This window comes from Limosilactobacillus sp., assembly GCF_051873035.1.
Lineage (GTDB): Bacteria > Bacillota > Bacilli > Lactobacillales > Lactobacillaceae > Limosilactobacillus.
The window spans coordinates 1-14,595 of record NZ_JBJEEL010000070.1; the positions used below are offsets into that span (position 1 = coordinate 1).

General features: G+C 44.0%; 16 protein-coding genes. 9 read left to right on the plus strand and 7 right to left on the minus strand.

Going from position 1 to position 14,595, the window contains the following annotated elements; translation table 11 throughout:
• Window positions 1-133: 133 nt before the first annotated feature.
• Window positions 134-1,249 (minus strand): NADH-dependent flavin oxidoreductase, encoded by a 1,116-nt coding sequence (locus tag ACI31H_RS07215; RefSeq protein WP_439771310.1) that lies wholly within the window; start codon window positions 1,247-1,249, stop codon window positions 134-136.
• Window positions 1,250-1,370: 121 nt separating this feature from the next.
• On the opposite strand from ACI31H_RS07215, the gene ACI31H_RS07220 reads away from it, so the two are divergent.
• A complete protein-coding gene (locus tag ACI31H_RS07220; RefSeq protein WP_439771311.1) occupies window positions 1,371-2,009 on the plus strand; it encodes a TetR/AcrR family transcriptional regulator in 639 nt (212 codons plus the stop codon).
• A 201-nt stretch (window positions 2,010-2,210) separates the two neighbouring features.
• Here ACI31H_RS07220 and ACI31H_RS07225 read toward each other — a convergent pair whose 3' ends face one another.
• Window positions 2,211-2,861, minus strand: a complete 651-nt coding sequence (locus ACI31H_RS07225; RefSeq protein ID WP_439771312.1) for an NAD(P)-dependent oxidoreductase — start codon at window positions 2,859-2,861, stop codon at window positions 2,211-2,213.
• A gap of 220 nt (window positions 2,862-3,081) precedes the next feature.
• Between ACI31H_RS07225 and ACI31H_RS07230 the strand changes: the two genes are divergently transcribed.
• Both ACI31H_RS07230 and ACI31H_RS07235 read left to right on the plus strand, forming a co-directional pair.
• Window positions 3,082-3,933, plus strand: a complete 852-nt coding sequence (locus ACI31H_RS07230; protein ID WP_439771313.1) for an NAD(P)H-binding protein — start codon at window positions 3,082-3,084, stop codon at window positions 3,931-3,933.
• A 38-nt stretch (window positions 3,934-3,971) separates the two neighbouring features.
• Complete coding sequence (locus tag ACI31H_RS07235; protein ID WP_439771314.1) at window positions 3,972-4,388, plus strand: Rrf2 family transcriptional regulator; 417 nt, start codon at window positions 3,972-3,974, stop codon at window positions 4,386-4,388.
• Window positions 4,389-4,765: 377 nt separating this feature from the next.
• Here the strand turns inward: ACI31H_RS07235 and ACI31H_RS07240 are convergent, their stop codons facing one another.
• The gene (locus ACI31H_RS07240; protein WP_439771315.1) at window positions 4,766-5,452 is read right to left on the minus strand and encodes an FMN-dependent NADH-azoreductase; all 687 of its coding nucleotides are present in this window, start codon (window positions 5,450-5,452) and stop codon (window positions 4,766-4,768) included.
• A 218-nt stretch (window positions 5,453-5,670) separates the two neighbouring features.
• Between ACI31H_RS07240 and ACI31H_RS07245 the strand changes: the two genes are divergently transcribed.
• The 6 genes from ACI31H_RS07245 (at window position 5,671) to ACI31H_RS07270 (ending at window position 10,497) form a co-directional block, all read left to right on the plus strand.
• Window positions 5,671-6,507, plus strand: a complete 837-nt coding sequence (locus ACI31H_RS07245; RefSeq protein ID WP_439771316.1) for an N-acyl homoserine lactonase family protein — start codon at window positions 5,671-5,673, stop codon at window positions 6,505-6,507.
• Between the two features lie 101 nt (window positions 6,508-6,608).
• The gene (locus tag ACI31H_RS07250) at window positions 6,609-7,286 is read left to right on the plus strand and encodes a dihydrofolate reductase family protein (protein WP_439771317.1); all 678 of its coding nucleotides are present in this window, start codon (window positions 6,609-6,611) and stop codon (window positions 7,284-7,286) included.
• A gap of 164 nt (window positions 7,287-7,450) precedes the next feature.
• Window positions 7,451-8,014 (plus strand): cadmium resistance transporter, encoded by a 564-nt coding sequence (locus ACI31H_RS07255; protein ID WP_439771318.1) that lies wholly within the window; start codon window positions 7,451-7,453, stop codon window positions 8,012-8,014.
• Window positions 8,015-8,028: 14 nt separating this feature from the next.
• Window positions 8,029-8,358: an ArsR/SmtB family transcription factor gene (locus tag ACI31H_RS07260; protein WP_439771319.1), complete on the plus strand. Its 330-nt coding sequence runs from the start codon at window positions 8,029-8,031 to the stop codon at window positions 8,356-8,358.
• A gap of 201 nt (window positions 8,359-8,559) precedes the next feature.
• A complete protein-coding gene (locus ACI31H_RS07265) occupies window positions 8,560-9,426 on the plus strand; it encodes a PhzF family phenazine biosynthesis protein (RefSeq protein ID WP_439771320.1) in 867 nt (288 codons plus the stop codon).
• Between the two features lie 192 nt (window positions 9,427-9,618).
• Window positions 9,619-10,497, plus strand: coding sequence for an ABC transporter ATP-binding protein (locus ACI31H_RS07270; RefSeq protein ID WP_439771321.1), 879 nt, complete (start codon window positions 9,619-9,621; stop codon window positions 10,495-10,497).
• Between the two features lie 188 nt (window positions 10,498-10,685).
• Here the strand turns inward: ACI31H_RS07270 and ACI31H_RS07275 are convergent, their stop codons facing one another.
• From ACI31H_RS07275 to ACI31H_RS07290, 4 genes are all read right to left on the minus strand, one after another.
• Window positions 10,686-11,720, minus strand: coding sequence for a lactonase family protein (locus ACI31H_RS07275; protein WP_439771322.1), 1,035 nt, complete (start codon window positions 11,718-11,720; stop codon window positions 10,686-10,688).
• Between the two features lie 6 nt (window positions 11,721-11,726).
• Complete coding sequence (locus ACI31H_RS07280) at window positions 11,727-12,662, minus strand: YczE/YyaS/YitT family protein (protein WP_439771323.1); 936 nt, start codon at window positions 12,660-12,662, stop codon at window positions 11,727-11,729.
• A gap of 81 nt (window positions 12,663-12,743) precedes the next feature.
• Window positions 12,744-13,532 (minus strand): glucose-1-dehydrogenase, encoded by a 789-nt coding sequence (locus ACI31H_RS07285; protein WP_439771324.1) that lies wholly within the window; start codon window positions 13,530-13,532, stop codon window positions 12,744-12,746.
• 119 nt (window positions 13,533-13,651) lie between these two features.
• Window positions 13,652-14,512 carry an aldo/keto reductase gene (locus ACI31H_RS07290; protein WP_439771325.1) on the minus strand — a complete coding sequence of 287 codons (861 nt, stop codon included), beginning with the start codon at window positions 14,510-14,512 and terminating at the stop codon, window positions 13,652-13,654.
• Between the last annotated feature and the right edge of the window lie 83 nt (window positions 14,513-14,595).

Below are 14,595 nucleotides of genomic sequence, written 5' to 3' on the forward strand. Positions count from 1 at the left end.
GATGGGTTTTTCCGTCCACTTAATGTTCAACTTAAATTTTACAATCTGCCTTTTACTAAGCCGCTAAAGGAAAACAGAGTTGAATGAGATCTTCGGAATTCATTCAACTCTGTTTATTTTTAGGGTCTTAAAATCATTCTTCAACATTAAACCAATTACCAGAATTCTGAATAGTTTTCCATAAGCCATCAGGAATTTTAAGGTTTTTAATATCATCCTGACTAATAGAAAGATGAAGCTGGTCGTTATTCCCAGTCTTAACTTTTTGGGTCCAGTCTAAATCGGTTACCAATCCATGCGCAACCGCAACAAGGTCGGCCCCCAGATCAAGAACCTTTTGGGCGTCGTTACCGTCTTGAATTGTCCCGGCGACCATTAATGGAACACGACTGTTAATACTTTCGGCCAGCGTTTCAACGATGGTCTTACTGCCATCTATCCCCCGTGGAGTTACTTTGGCGGCCTTGCTGAGCGAAGCATGAACATACGTAACGCCAAGATCGATTAATCGGTCAACGAGGACTTTAATTTCGTTAATCCGAAGACCATCCGCGTAATGTTCATCGGGAGATAGCCGCCAGCCAATGATGAAAGAGTCATCGGCATATTTCTTAGCGACGCGTTGGACTTCCTTAAACACTTCGATACCAAAACGCAGCCTATTTTCTACAGAACCTCCCCATTTATCAGTCCGATGGTTAAAATGTGGAGAAAGAAAGTTTTGAATTAAGAATCCGTGAGCACCATGGATTTCAACACCGTCAAAACCAGCCTGAATGGCACGGCGGGTTGCTTCACCAAAGTCACGAATAATTTCTTGAATTTGATCCTCAGTTAATTCATGAGGCACGGCGGCATTAGGAATCATATCAGTAACGATCGGACTAGCACTGACAACATTTTCGGCCCCAATTAATTCTGGCAATGCCTTGTTCCCAGCATGGTTGAGTTGCATGATCGCTTTAACGCCCTTTTGCTTAATTACAGTAGCTTCTTTAGTAAGGCCCGGGATAAAACGATCATCATAAATTCCAATTTCATTAGTGAAACCAATACCGTTTTCAGAAACATGGGCGCAGCCAGTAATCAACATACTGATATCATGGGCCCGGGCTTGATAATAAGCTAATTCCTGTTCTGAAACGGTTAAGTCTTCGTTACTTGACCAGGTGGTCGTTGGTGCCATTACCAAACGGTTAGGTAAAGTTAAATTGTTGCCTAAATTAATTGTTTCAAATAACTTCTTCAAGATCTTCCCTCCATATAATTTACACTGTGTAAATTATATTACGGCGTAATTTACGGTGTGTCAATTATAAAATTTAGCAGTATAATATCAAATGTAAAAACTCTGAAAAGGAAAAGTGACAATGGGGAAAAAACGCGCTCGCTCACAAGAAGAAATTAATCAACGCTATGAAGATATATTAACTGCCGCAAGTGACTTATTTATGGAGAATAACTACGAGGATTTAAGCTTGACGAATATTGCTAAATCTTTAGGCCTATCACGGCCAGCTTTATATAGTTATTTTCACTCTAAAGAAGCCCTTTTTTTGAAATTAAGTGAAAAGGAGTATTTAGCAGTGGCGCAGGAAATGAGGGATAAGTTTTCACAAAAGATAGAAGTAAAGAAATTTTGTAAACAACTAATGACGATTTTTCTTAGTCGGCCCCTATTTTTGAAGCTGCTATCACTACACCAATCGGTAATGGAAACCAAGGTCGGCTTTGACCATATGAAGGAATTTAAGATCGCAACGGTCCCCTTTTTTAGGACCATGTTTGCTATTTGTCAGCAAGAATTTCCAAATGCTAATGAGGAAAAAATAGCACAATTTATTGCTCAAATTAATGTTTTATTGCCGACGATGGATAACTACCGTACTATTCCCACAGAACAAGTCCAAGTAATGGAAGAGTTGAAAATCTTCGGTAACTTACCACTAAAGAAGGCGTTGGAATTTTATAGTGACACGCTTGAACAACTTGCCCAGGATTTGAAATAAACTGAGTGGAGAAGGCTGTTAAGCGTAAGTTGTCTACCAAAATATCAGTAGACAATACGAAAAAGGGGGCTTCCGCAATTTTTAGCGGAGGGCCCCCTCTTAGTTATACATTCGATTGGTAAAAATTCAGATTAACCGTATTCTTCGTACGCTAGCATGCTTTTTTGCTAACTTTTAAAGTAGCATATCAATCTTACTATCTTAATTCTCGGCATTAACCACTGTAATCCGCTCACGGTGATGCTGTGGATTCAAGATTTCACTGACTACTAGCTTGGCCATCGTACCTGAAGTGACCTTGGATTCCTGTTGGTCGTTAAATAGTAATTCGTCCTGGCCAACAATATACTTGGTAGCGGCACCCGCCTCAAACTGGGCAGATGGCGAAATCCCTAACCAGTCTACATCAGTCACTGTTTTCAGGTATTCCAACTCTTTTGCCTGCTCTCGTGGTGTGTTAATCCATGCTGAAGAGCCCGGCATTTTAGCAATGTCCTCGACAAAGAGGTGCTTGTCCTCACCAGTCTTTAGGCTGCCCGCACCAAGAATGAAAATCAAGCGAATTTCATGCTGCTTTGCCAAGTCAACCAGTTTCTTTGCCAATTCAATATGTTGATCGGCATTTTTCGGGCTAACATTGAACGCATCTACGATTACATCGAACTGAGATAGACTACTAGTTAGTGAAAAAACATCACCAGTAATTAAATTTGCATCTTCTCCCAGAGTCTTACGAGCCTTACTTTCGTTGCGAATGATCCCCGTTACGTTTAGTTCTGGCTCAGTCACCGCAAGTTTATAAATCGCACTCCCCGCCATTCCAGAAGCACCAATAATTCCAAGCTTTACCATTATCGTTTCCTCCTCAATTTGTTACTTATGATTACCTTAGCACAAATTGTAAGCGGTTGCTAAATGTGGTGATCTAAATATCCTAAGTGTTTTGCTAATTATAGTGCTGTGCCCCCAATCACAACAATTTTCCTAACCTGTAAAACATTATTTGACAGGTGTGACTAAATAATTTAATATAATCTGTAAATAAATATTTTACAGATTGGAGAGATATACTATGAAGATTGGCATTACAGGTGTAACTGGTCATTTTGGATATGACGTCGTAAAAGATTTAATCAATCAAGGATATAATACTAAGAACATTATTGGACTAGCGCGTAATGTTGAGAAGGCTAAAAAGCAAGTACCATCAATTGAGATTCGAAAAGCTGACTTTGATAACTTGGAACTAATGGAAAAGGCATTACAGGGCCTAGACCGTGTCCTACTCGTCTCAACTAAAGAACCTGATCCGCAAAAGCGCATCGTTCAACATACAAATGTAATTAAAGCAGCTAAACATAACCATCTCTCATTACTTGTCTATACTAGTGGTACTAAACCTGATCAAAACCCACTAGGATTTGCTCATATGAAGACTGAAGAGTTCCTTCAATCAAGCAGCGTACCATACATTATTTTAAGGAATAACTATTATTTAGAAGTTAAACTTAACGACATTCAAAGAGCCATAAACAATCAGCCAATTGTTACTAACGTTGGTAAAGGTAAATTTGGTTTAGCATTACGTTCTGAATATGCACAGGCTGCTGCTAACGTTCTCATTAAACCGCTAGCTATCAACCAAACTTATAATTTAACTGCTAACTTGGTTGATTATGCGACCTTTGTGTCAACACTAGAAAAAGTACTCAACAAGCCGGTTAAATTAAAGAATATTACTGATGATGAAATGGAAAAGGCGATGATTAATAATCGTATTTCGGATCCCGTTGCATCTTTAATGACAAAAGCAAATGCTGCTATTAGAAATGGCGCCGGTGACGAAGTATCAGATGATTTTAAAAAATTGCTTGGTCGACAGCCTAAAGGACTTGAAGAATCCATCAAAGCTCTTTTAAAATAAAAGTAAAATTACTAAATTACTTATGAAGGAACTTTTAAATGCGTCATTCTACTAAATTTGCTAATGCTATTCACTTACTTGCATACGCTTTTCTTCGCTCAGATTGGCAGATGTCTAGTAAACTTATTGCTAACAGTATTAATACCACCCCAGTAACCGTTAGACAATTAACGAGCCAACTCAGTAAGGCTGGACTCATTACGACCAAACCAGGAAGCGGCAAAATAACATTTAATCGTCCACCAAAAGATATTACATTATTAGATGTCTTTAATGCCGTTACAGACCATGAATTGATCGAACGTAATACCAAAACTAATATTCAATGCAAAATAGGTAAGCAAATTCCGGCAATTCTAGATAGTGAATTTACTAAGATCGAAAATGCATCAAAAGACGCCATGCAGGAAATAACCCTAGCCGATATTATCGACCAAATAGAATTAGAGAAATAGGAGATAGTATCCCCCAACCACATCAAGCTCCTACATTTGTGATATGGAAAGTTACAGCAACAGACCAGCTAATAAGACAAACAAAAGGTCGCCCTAAACCTTAAAGTTTTCGGGCGACCCTTTGTTTATAGAAGTTGTTTGTAATTTGTACCGTCTTTAGCAAACGGTTAGGACTAATAAAAAGGGAACCGTACTGCAAATTAGTTCCCCCTTATTGCCCACAAGTTTATTATATCACAATAGCCGGCTATTATTAAACATTTTTATCGTTAAATGTTTATTTTTTTGATTCCGATAATGAGTTTGCGGTTCATCTTAGAATGTTAATATTTAGGCAATCCTGTTCACATCGAAATAATAAGTATCTTAGCACCCGGTTAAAATACCTTAGCCATAGAAACTGCATCATCACAGGCCTTACTAAGGATTTCGTCCCGCTTATCCTTGTGCGCATCGGCTCCCTCGATGAATAATTTCTCAACATCCGTAATCCCATAAAACTTCATCACATTTGTTAAATACAGGTCACCGAGATCCATTAGGGCCGAGCTCTCTTTACTCTTAATCCCGAAGGCCCTTCTAATGAGGAATTTAACAATCCCCCACTTACCGCCCTGGTGGTACTCACTTCCGGATGCTTGAATATGGAGAGCCTTTTTACCATTCAGCAAGCCCACTGGCCCTTCTGAAGTGTATCGAAAAGTCTTCCGGGCAACCGCGGTGAGGTCGAGGTACTGTTTCATCTCCGCCGGCAAGAAATGGTTGTACATCGGATTGATAAATACATACTTATCCGCGTTGATGAACTCGGTTAACCACTCTTCGTGCCGCTTCAACAGGGCCTTTTCCTCGTCGGTCATTGCCTCGCCAAACTTTTGCTTACGCCAGGCCTCCATGGTGACGTCATTAAGGGGTGGCACCCCGCCCTTAGCATAGAGGTCACGGATAATAACCTTATCCTGGGGATGGGCCGCTTGATATGCTTCAACGAACTTTTGACCGACCGTTAGTGACAGACTGCTACTCGTGTGGGGGTGGGCTTGGATTACTAATAATGTACTCATAAAATCATTCCTTTATACCACTTTGTTGCTTATCAACATTACGGTGAATAATTTACGCAGATTATGTTACTTGTCAACTATAATTTGTGATTTTTAATTAGTTTGTTACTAAAATCAGTATTTCTGCCCTTTTAATGCACATTCTATAAAATATTGGAAATTGAAGCGCTTGGTAGTAGTACTTAAAATAAATTCAAAATCGATCGGAGGTTAAACACATGACCAAGCAAATCAAAATCCATGTTTTTCATACTGGCACAGTAATTGTCGACAAGAACCTACCATTCCACCACCCGGGACAAGGTCCCCTCGCCTTCCTCGGCCTCAACCACTTTAGCAAGCAGGATAAGGTAGAACTACCCGTCTCGAGTTACCTAATTGAACACCCCAATGGCCTCATCCTAATCGATACCGGTTGGAATACCGTTAACCGGAGTCGTCTTGGCCAACTAAAGAACCTGAATTTCCAGTACCCCGCTAACCAGGCTAAGTTACCGGCCGGTCAGGCCATTAATGAACAACTCGCACGGCTGGGTATCCGACCACGGGACCTCGACTATGTCCTCCTCAGTCACCTCCACTGTGACCATGCTGACGGATTAGCCCTCGTCAAGGACGCTAAAAGAATCCTTGTCAGTGAAGAAGAGTGGTACGGTGCTAACCGTGATCATATTCGTTACCTTTCGCACGAATGGAGGGACGTGCCGGTTCAGACGTTTAAACTGCAAAATACTGGCTTAGGAGCCTATGGACGTTCCTTTGACCTCTTCGGTGACGGCAGTATCCAAATGATTTGGGAACCCGGTCACAGTGTCGGCCTCTGTGCAACCAAGGTTAAGCTCCCCGGCCGGGACCAGTATGTGATGCTCGCTGCCGATGGTGGTTACGCCGCTAAATCATGGCAAGAGCACCTAACTCCCGGTCTGGTTGTTAACCGTTTAGCTGCCCAAAAGTCACTTGACTTTCTCGAAAAGACTGCTAACGACCCCAACTGTATTGAGTGTTTGGCCAATCACGACCCCCAGGTCCAACCACACACCATCACTTTAAAATAGAACTATGCAATTTTTGTATCGTCATCTAGTGATAATAGGTATTTCAAATCAATTCCTCCTTAGGCTATCATTAAACTAGAAGTAATGAGGAGGAAGATAAAATGAAAAAGCCATATATTATTGTTCATATGATGTCATCCATTGACGGCCGGATCGACTGTGGGATGACGGCCCAACTGGCGGGTGAACCGGAATACTACTCAACCTTGGAAGCCCTGAACGCCCCAACGCGAATTAGTGGCCGGGTTACCGCCGAAACAGAATTAACTGGTGGTGGCAAGTTTGTTCCCCAAAACAAGGAAAGCCTTGGCAAGACAGACTTTGCTAAGAATGCCACGGCTAAGAGTTATAACATTGTTGTCGATACGAAGGGAACCCTTCGCTGGAGCAAGGAAAGCAGTACGACCTTCCCCCACCTGATTATCACAAGTGAGCAGGCTACCCAGGACTACCTTAACTATCTTGACCAGCAAAACATCTCCTGGATTGCGGCCGGTCATGACCAAATTGACCTGCCAAAGGCAATGGACATTTTAGCCGATAAGTTCAATATCGACCGCCTTGCAATCGTGGGTGGCGGTAAGATTAACGGTGGTTTCCTTGAAGCTGGTTTAGTAGATGAAATTAGCATTCTGGTTGGTGCCGGAGTCGATGGCCGGAGTTCCCAACCAAGTTTGTTTGACGGGCGCCCTGAGAATAGCCGTCCGGTGGCTCTGCAGTTAAAGGACGTCAAGAGCTATGATGACGGTGCAGTTTGGCTCCGTTACCTGGTTAAGTAAGCCCTTTCCTCAACCAAGATACTTATATTTTTCACATTAGAGTCGTCAATGTTTGAACTTAAACACTGGCGGCTTTTTGTTATGCAATCTAATAATTTCCTCTTTAAATATACTAAATTTGATATATAATATATATCAAATTTAGTATATTTGGAGGCATTTATATGAATTGGTGGGTTATTGCCGCAACCTTTATTGCCGTAAACCTGGACTTTTTCTTTATCTTATTGTTACTGCTAAGAAGGTTTAAATTACGTGATGTTATTATTGGTTACCTGGTCGGAGTATTGATCCTCGTGGCGGCCAGTTATTTTGCTGGCCAGATTTTAGCCATGTTCTTACCAGAGTGGCTACTAGGTATCTTGGGGATCCTGCCGATCTGGATGGCGTTGCATGATAATGATGAGGATCCGAATGATCAAGACCACCATAATCCAATCATTACGGTCCTGGTCACATACTTATCCGTCTGTGCTGGTTGTAACCTTTCGATCTTTTTACCGATCCTAACTAACGTTTCCTTTATTCACTTCCTCGAAGTATTAATTTTTGTGGGCATTTTTACGATAATTATTGTATGCTTATTAAAACTGGTCGGTGAAATCCCAGTGGTTAATAACTTTATGACTAAATATAGTGAAATCCTGATGAAAGTTGTCTACATTGGCGTTGGGCTCTATGTATTCTGGGATAGTGGACTGATCAGTCACCTAATTAAATTGATATAGGGGTGAGTTTATAGTTGGAAATAAGCGATAATTTAATCAACGAGGCCACTAAGATTTATAAGGTACTCAGTAACAGTACCCGGATTAAAATTTTGTATTTCCTTCGTTATCAGGATAATGACGCTTCAGTCAACGAAATTGTCCAGGCACTGGGCCTTGCTCAGCCGGTTGTTTCCAAGCAATTGGGAATATTACGTCGTTACCAGTTAGTGCGGAACCATAAGGAGGGCACTAAGGTATTCTATATCTTAGATGACCCGCACGTTGTCGAAATGGTTGATGATATGCTCAACCACGTTAAACACGAAATTAAGGGCTTGCCGCACCCGAAGAACCTGTATTAGACAACAGAAAATATCACGCGGGAGTATGATTTTCATAATCCTGTGAGTACAAGAGGCGGCAAGTGTTCAGATTTTCCGAATGCTTGACGCCTTTTGTGTACCACGTATTTTTTAAATCTAATAATTAACTTAGGCTTAACTATCGACTAAATAACCTCTATAATGAGAATTATTAAAAATCGATTAGAGAGAAGGAGCTATATGTCAATAAATAAAATTAGGTTTAGTCAGGCCGATGTCTTCACCGGAGTACCATACAAGGGAAATCCCGTCGCGGTGATCATTGATGGTGATCAGCTGACGGATACCGAAATGCAAGCGATCGCCAACTGGACACACCTTTCGGAGACCACTTTCATTTGTTCCCCTACTAATCCGGAAGCGGACTACCGTTTACGGATTTTCACGCCCCACGAGGAATTACCGTTTGCCGGGCACCCGACAGTTGGCTCAGCACGCGTCGCTTTGAATAACGGTATTAAGCCCGCCCATGACGGCTACCTAGTTCAAGAATGCGGTAAGGGGTTGGTTAAGATCTATATCAATGGTGACCAGCTTTCCTTTGCCCTGCCGGAGCCGAAGATTTCTCCCGTTGCCGATGAACTAGTGAGCCACGTTGCAAGAGCACTGGGTCTAGAAGATCTATCAAAGATCACCCTGACTGAAATGGTGGACGTCGGTGCAATCTGGCTAACGATGGGCCTAAAGTCGGTGCAGGACGTCCTAAGCCTCGACCCGCAGGATGAACAGCTAGTTAAATTACTACCTACTGGAACGACCGGTGTAACCGTGTTTGGTCCCCAAACATCAGCAGACAGCGATTTAGAAGTACGTTCATTTGCACCCGTGGAAGGCGTCCATGAAGATCCCGTTTGCGGTAGCGGTAACGGGGCCGTGGCTGCACTAATCAAAGAACATCATTTATTAAATAAGCAAAAATACATTGCTAGCCAAGGACAGAAAATGGGCCGGAACGGTATTATTAACGTTGATTTAGACGCCAATGACCAGATCCTCGTCGGCGGCCATGCAGTTGAATGCATCACTGGTCAGCTTCTCCATCCCTAACCCTAACTATAAGAATTTATAAAATGTCTCCGTGGTTATTCAAACCGTGGGGACATTTTATTTGGTCCCCATTAATATCTACCGATAGATGCATAACTTAAATAGACCAACCATAATTTGTATACTTGCTAAACAAAAAAACGGTTTCATGTATAATTTAGTTGAAAGAATTAATAAATGGAGGGGACCAGGATGCTGAAAGCCAAGAACCTAAATATATATTACGGGCGTAAAATCGCCATTAAAAATGCCTCGTTTACCATTACCCCAGGAGAAATCGTGGGCCTAATTGGTCCCAATGGCGCCGGGAAAACCACCATTATGAAGACTTTGCTCGGCCTGACTAAGTTCACCGGTTCGATTACCTTTGATGGTCAAAAGATCACTGCCAGTAGCCATCGGGTCCTTGCTAAGGTCGGTGCCCTGATCGAGAATCCCGCAATCTACCCGTTCTTATCGGGAAAAGAAAATCTTGCCCTCTACTCCCAGGATAAGGATGACCTAAACCAACTAGTCAACCGATTGGGGATGGCCTCCTATATTGATCGGCCCGCCAAATCCTATTCGATCGGGATGAAACAGAAGCTCGGCATCGCCCTGGCCCTATTGAACCATCCCGAGCTGGTAATCCTTGATGAACCGATGAACGGCTTGGATGTTGAGGCTACCATTTTGATCCGTAAGATCATTCATGATTATGCCGCTAACGGGACAGCCTTTCTCATCTCCAGTCATGTCTTAAGCGAGTTACAAAAGGTGATGACCTCAGTAATCATCCTCAACCACCAGGAAATCGTCATGGACGTACCGATTGATAAGTTTAAAAGTATCAGAGCCACTCACTATCGCCTAAAGACCGTTAACAATGAGCGAACCCGGGAACTGTTTAGCACCAATGATTTACCATTCGAGTACCAAGAGGACGCATTCATCATCGAAATCCAGGATATTGGCCAGGCAGAGCAATTGTTGTACCAGCATCAGATCCTACTAACTGAATTGTCACCGGTCCGTAAGACCTTTGAGCAGGCAATCGTCAACGTCTTAGAAAAGAAACGGGAGGCCGAATAATGAAAACCACCCTCACTCATGAACTATACAAAATGGCCCACCAACGCTCTTCATGGTTGGCCTTTGTCCTTTTATTCGGCTTGATGATTTATTCCGCCATTTTCACCTCATTATTATTTGATTTCTTTCAACGATTCATATCCTAATCCTTGAAGTCGACTATAAGGCAAGCCCTTTTTTGAAAAAAATTAATAGCGTTGCACACAAATCGGCTCCGGACAGGGAACACCGGCCTGTAGTAAAGTTAATTTACCGCTTGCCTGATCCCGTTGGTATAGGGTTAGGTTGTCGGTATTTTGGTTAGCGACGACCAGGAAGTCCTCATTTTGGCTAAAGTTAAAGTCCCGAGGAAAGTCGCCCTGGCTATCAATTGATTGGACATGTTGTAGCGTCTGATCGAGCCCCACCCGGTAAACGGCAATCGTATTTTCACCCCGGTTAGAGGTGTAAACATAGTGACCGTCACTAGAAATGCGGATCGCCCCCGCGCCATTGTGCTTGGTCCAACTGGCTGGAATCGTCTTTAACTTTTGAACCGGCGTTAATTGAGCAGTGCCGGCGTCGTATTTTAAGACTTCTAGTTCACTACTCAATTCGCCCAGTAGGTAGGCTACCCGGCCGTTCGGGTGGAAGGCCAGGTGGCGGGGACCAAAGCCGGGGGTCGTCTGGTAGCGGGAAACTTCCGTCAGTGTCCCAGCGGCCCCAATATCGTAAATGGTTACTAAGTCCAGGCCTAGATCACAGGTAATCAACCGCCCGTCTGGTGTTACATCAGCATAGTGCACGTGCGGAATGTTCTGCTCCGGACGGGGGCCCACTTTGCCAGTATGAACCACACTGGCAACCCGGTGGAGGTCACGATTATCACTACCCAGGTCAAACACATCCACCCGGCTACCATGATAATTAGCACCAAAGAGTAGGTGGCGTTGTTCATTAACGCCCACATAGGCCGGGGAAGGCCCGGTAAACAGTGCTTCCTGAACCAGCTGGGCATTAGCCGGGCCCTCACCATTGAGTTGGTAAATGGCCACCCCCTTGCGGCCATCACTCCCCTTTTTAATGGTGTAAACCAGGTGATTATTCCCTACCTGCAGGTAAGATGGCTTTAGTAGACGGACAGCTAGCCGGGGCGTGGTTAGATGGTTATCCTCCAGGGTGACCCGGTATATTCCTTGACTGGTCTTATTAGTGTAAGTACCAATTAAAAAGTCTTCTGTCATTTAGAATCATTTCCCTTCTGGACTTTCTTGGACGGCGGCCGGACCAGTTGCTGCTAGTCGCTTCCGCCGTTGTAATTCCGCTCTTAACATATCATAACGCCGTTCCGAGCCCTGGTATGAGGCCCGCGCAATCTCCATGTTACGGCGCGTAATCTTAAGCTGGTCTTCAAGGTCCTTAGGGGAGTATTGTGAAAGCCGCCGCTGCATCAGGTTCGTTAACTCGTATGAATTGGAAACCAAGTCGTAGCTGCTCTTTCCAAAGCGGGTTAGCAGATATCCCACCCGTTGACCCGGCGTCATACTCTGCGAACGGTCAATCGTCCGCCGCATTGGCAGACTAACGTGGTTATCCCAAAAGGTAATCAGTGGGCCGGTGAAAAAGGCAACGATAACCGTCCCGACACCAACTGGTCCCCCCACGAAGAAGGCCACCACCATAAAGAGAATATCCTGGGCAATCCGGATCGTCCGGTACTGGGTGTGCAAACGGTCAGATAAAATCGGGGCAATGGCGTCATAAGGTGCCACCCCTAAATCGGCCCCCATGTACATCGAAGCACCGAGGGTAAACAATACTAAACCGATAATTAGGTTAGAAACAACGATAATTAAGTTGGTGCGGGTTCCAAAGACCTGCTGGTACAGGGCAATAAACCACTGCACCTCAAAGCCAACCAGAACCATGTTCAGTAGGGTCCCGATCCCAATCTTGTGCCGGTCCATTACTAAAATGAAAATAAAGATGACGGCGTTAGCCAACAGCTGGTAGACTCCGAGGCTTAAATTAAGGTGCCCCGAGATTCCGGTGTTCGTTGCGGTAAACGGGTCCAGGCCGACCTGACCGCCACGTAAAAAGGCCGTCCCTAGTGACAAAATGGTAATCCCGACAAATGACATCAGGGTCCGCCAGACTAAGTTTGATACCGAATACTTTTTCTCCATAAATAACCTCTCCCTCTTATTTATTATGTATTGACAAGCACGGCCGAACCGCACTTGTGATTTCCAGTTTATGTGATTTGATTAACCCCGGCCACCTTGGAATGCTGGGTACAGGGTCATTCCACCATCAACAAACATGGTAATTCCAGTAACGTAACTTGATTCATCAGATGCTAACCAAGCAGCTGCTGCCGCAACCTCGGCCGGATCACCAACCCGCTTCATGGGGATCATGTCAGTAGTGGTCTTCAGCTGTTCCGGATCCGCAAACTTCTTAGCATTGATTGGGGTGTTAATAGCACCAGGACCGATGGAGTTAACCCGGATTCCCTTGTCCGCATATTCCATCGCAATCGTTTCGGTGAAGAGCTTAACCCCACCTTTACTTGCGGCGTAGTGGGCAAAGGTTGGCCATGGAATTTGCTCATGAACGGAAGACATGTTGATGATGTTCCCCTTCTTGTTGTGCTTCAAGAAGTAGTTCAAAGCAGCCTTGGCACCGAGGAAGACCCCGGTAAGGTTAACGTTAATTACCCGTTGCCAGTCCTGCAAACTCAGTTCATTCGTTGGGTGTTGGTTTTCCATCCCGGCGTTGTTAATCCAAACGTCCAGGTCGCCAAAGGAGTTAACGGCCGTATCGAGTAACTTTTGAACCCCCTCTTCGGTTGAAATGTCAGCTTGGACGGCCACGGCATCCCCACCAGCGGCCTTAATTTGGTCCACCGCCTTGTCGGCACCGGCCTGATCAGAATTGTAATTAATCACCACTTTCATGGCTTCCTGACCGAACCGTTCCGCAATGGCGTTACCGATTCCCTTGGAACCACCAGTAATTACCGCAACTTTACCTGCTAAATCTTTGTATAACATTTAATTCACGCTTCTTTCCTTAATGATTGATCATAGCTTAAGCCTTGCAGTCGACTTTAAGGCAAGTATTTTTTCTAAAATAATTTAACGATCGGCCAATAAACTGATCTTGTTATAAGCTACTCTTTTAATGCCCGTAGGCTGGATCCAAAAATACTTTCAATCGCGGCCGGGTCATGGTGGTCAAAGAACTGACTTTCATTTTTATCAAGCTCGTTCATCGCTGCCATGTCATCGGCACTTAGGTTAAAGTCAAAAACAGCTAAGTTTTCAGCCATCCGGGCCTTATGGATGGACTTGGGAATGGCCACGATGCCCCGTTGCAAAAGCCAACGTAAGATTACTTGACCATTAGACTTACCATACTTTTGACCGATCTGGGCAATCGTTTCATTGGTGAAAATATCATGTTTTCCCTCCGCAAATGGCGCCCAGGCCTCAGTTTGAATGGCTTGCTGCTGGTTAAACTTCACCACCGTGTCTTCTTGGTACCATGGTGAAACCTCGATCTGGTTAACTGCCGGTTTCGTATGGCTCATTAGTTCCAAGTTCATCAGTTGATCGGGAGCAAAGTTTGAAACCCCAATTGATTTAATCTTACCGGCCTGTTGTGCTTCTTCTAGGGCCCGCCAGGCACCAGCAGTGTCACCATAGGGTTGGTGGAGAAGGTAAAGGTCCAGGTAGTCAAGACCGAGCTTGGTCAGCGAGTCGTCAATCCCCTGCTTGGCCTTCTCATAAGTAAAATGGTCAACCCAGAGTTTCGAGGTTACAAAGACCTCTTCACGGTTAACACCGCTCTTTTTAATTGCATTACCAACGGCCGCTTCATTTCCGTAGGCCGCAGCGGTATCAATTAGGCGATAGCCAACTTCCAGTGCATCGCTAACGGCTTGTTCGGCCTGGTTGAAGTCGGGCACCTGGAAGACCCCGAAGCCCAATTGCGGCATCTGGTTGCCATCGTTTAACGTTACGTAATCCACGAATTCGTTCCTCCTTCTTGTGTAATCCCTTGATTGATTGTTTACAGTATATTAGGAGCAAAAGTAAAAGAAAATTACCAATC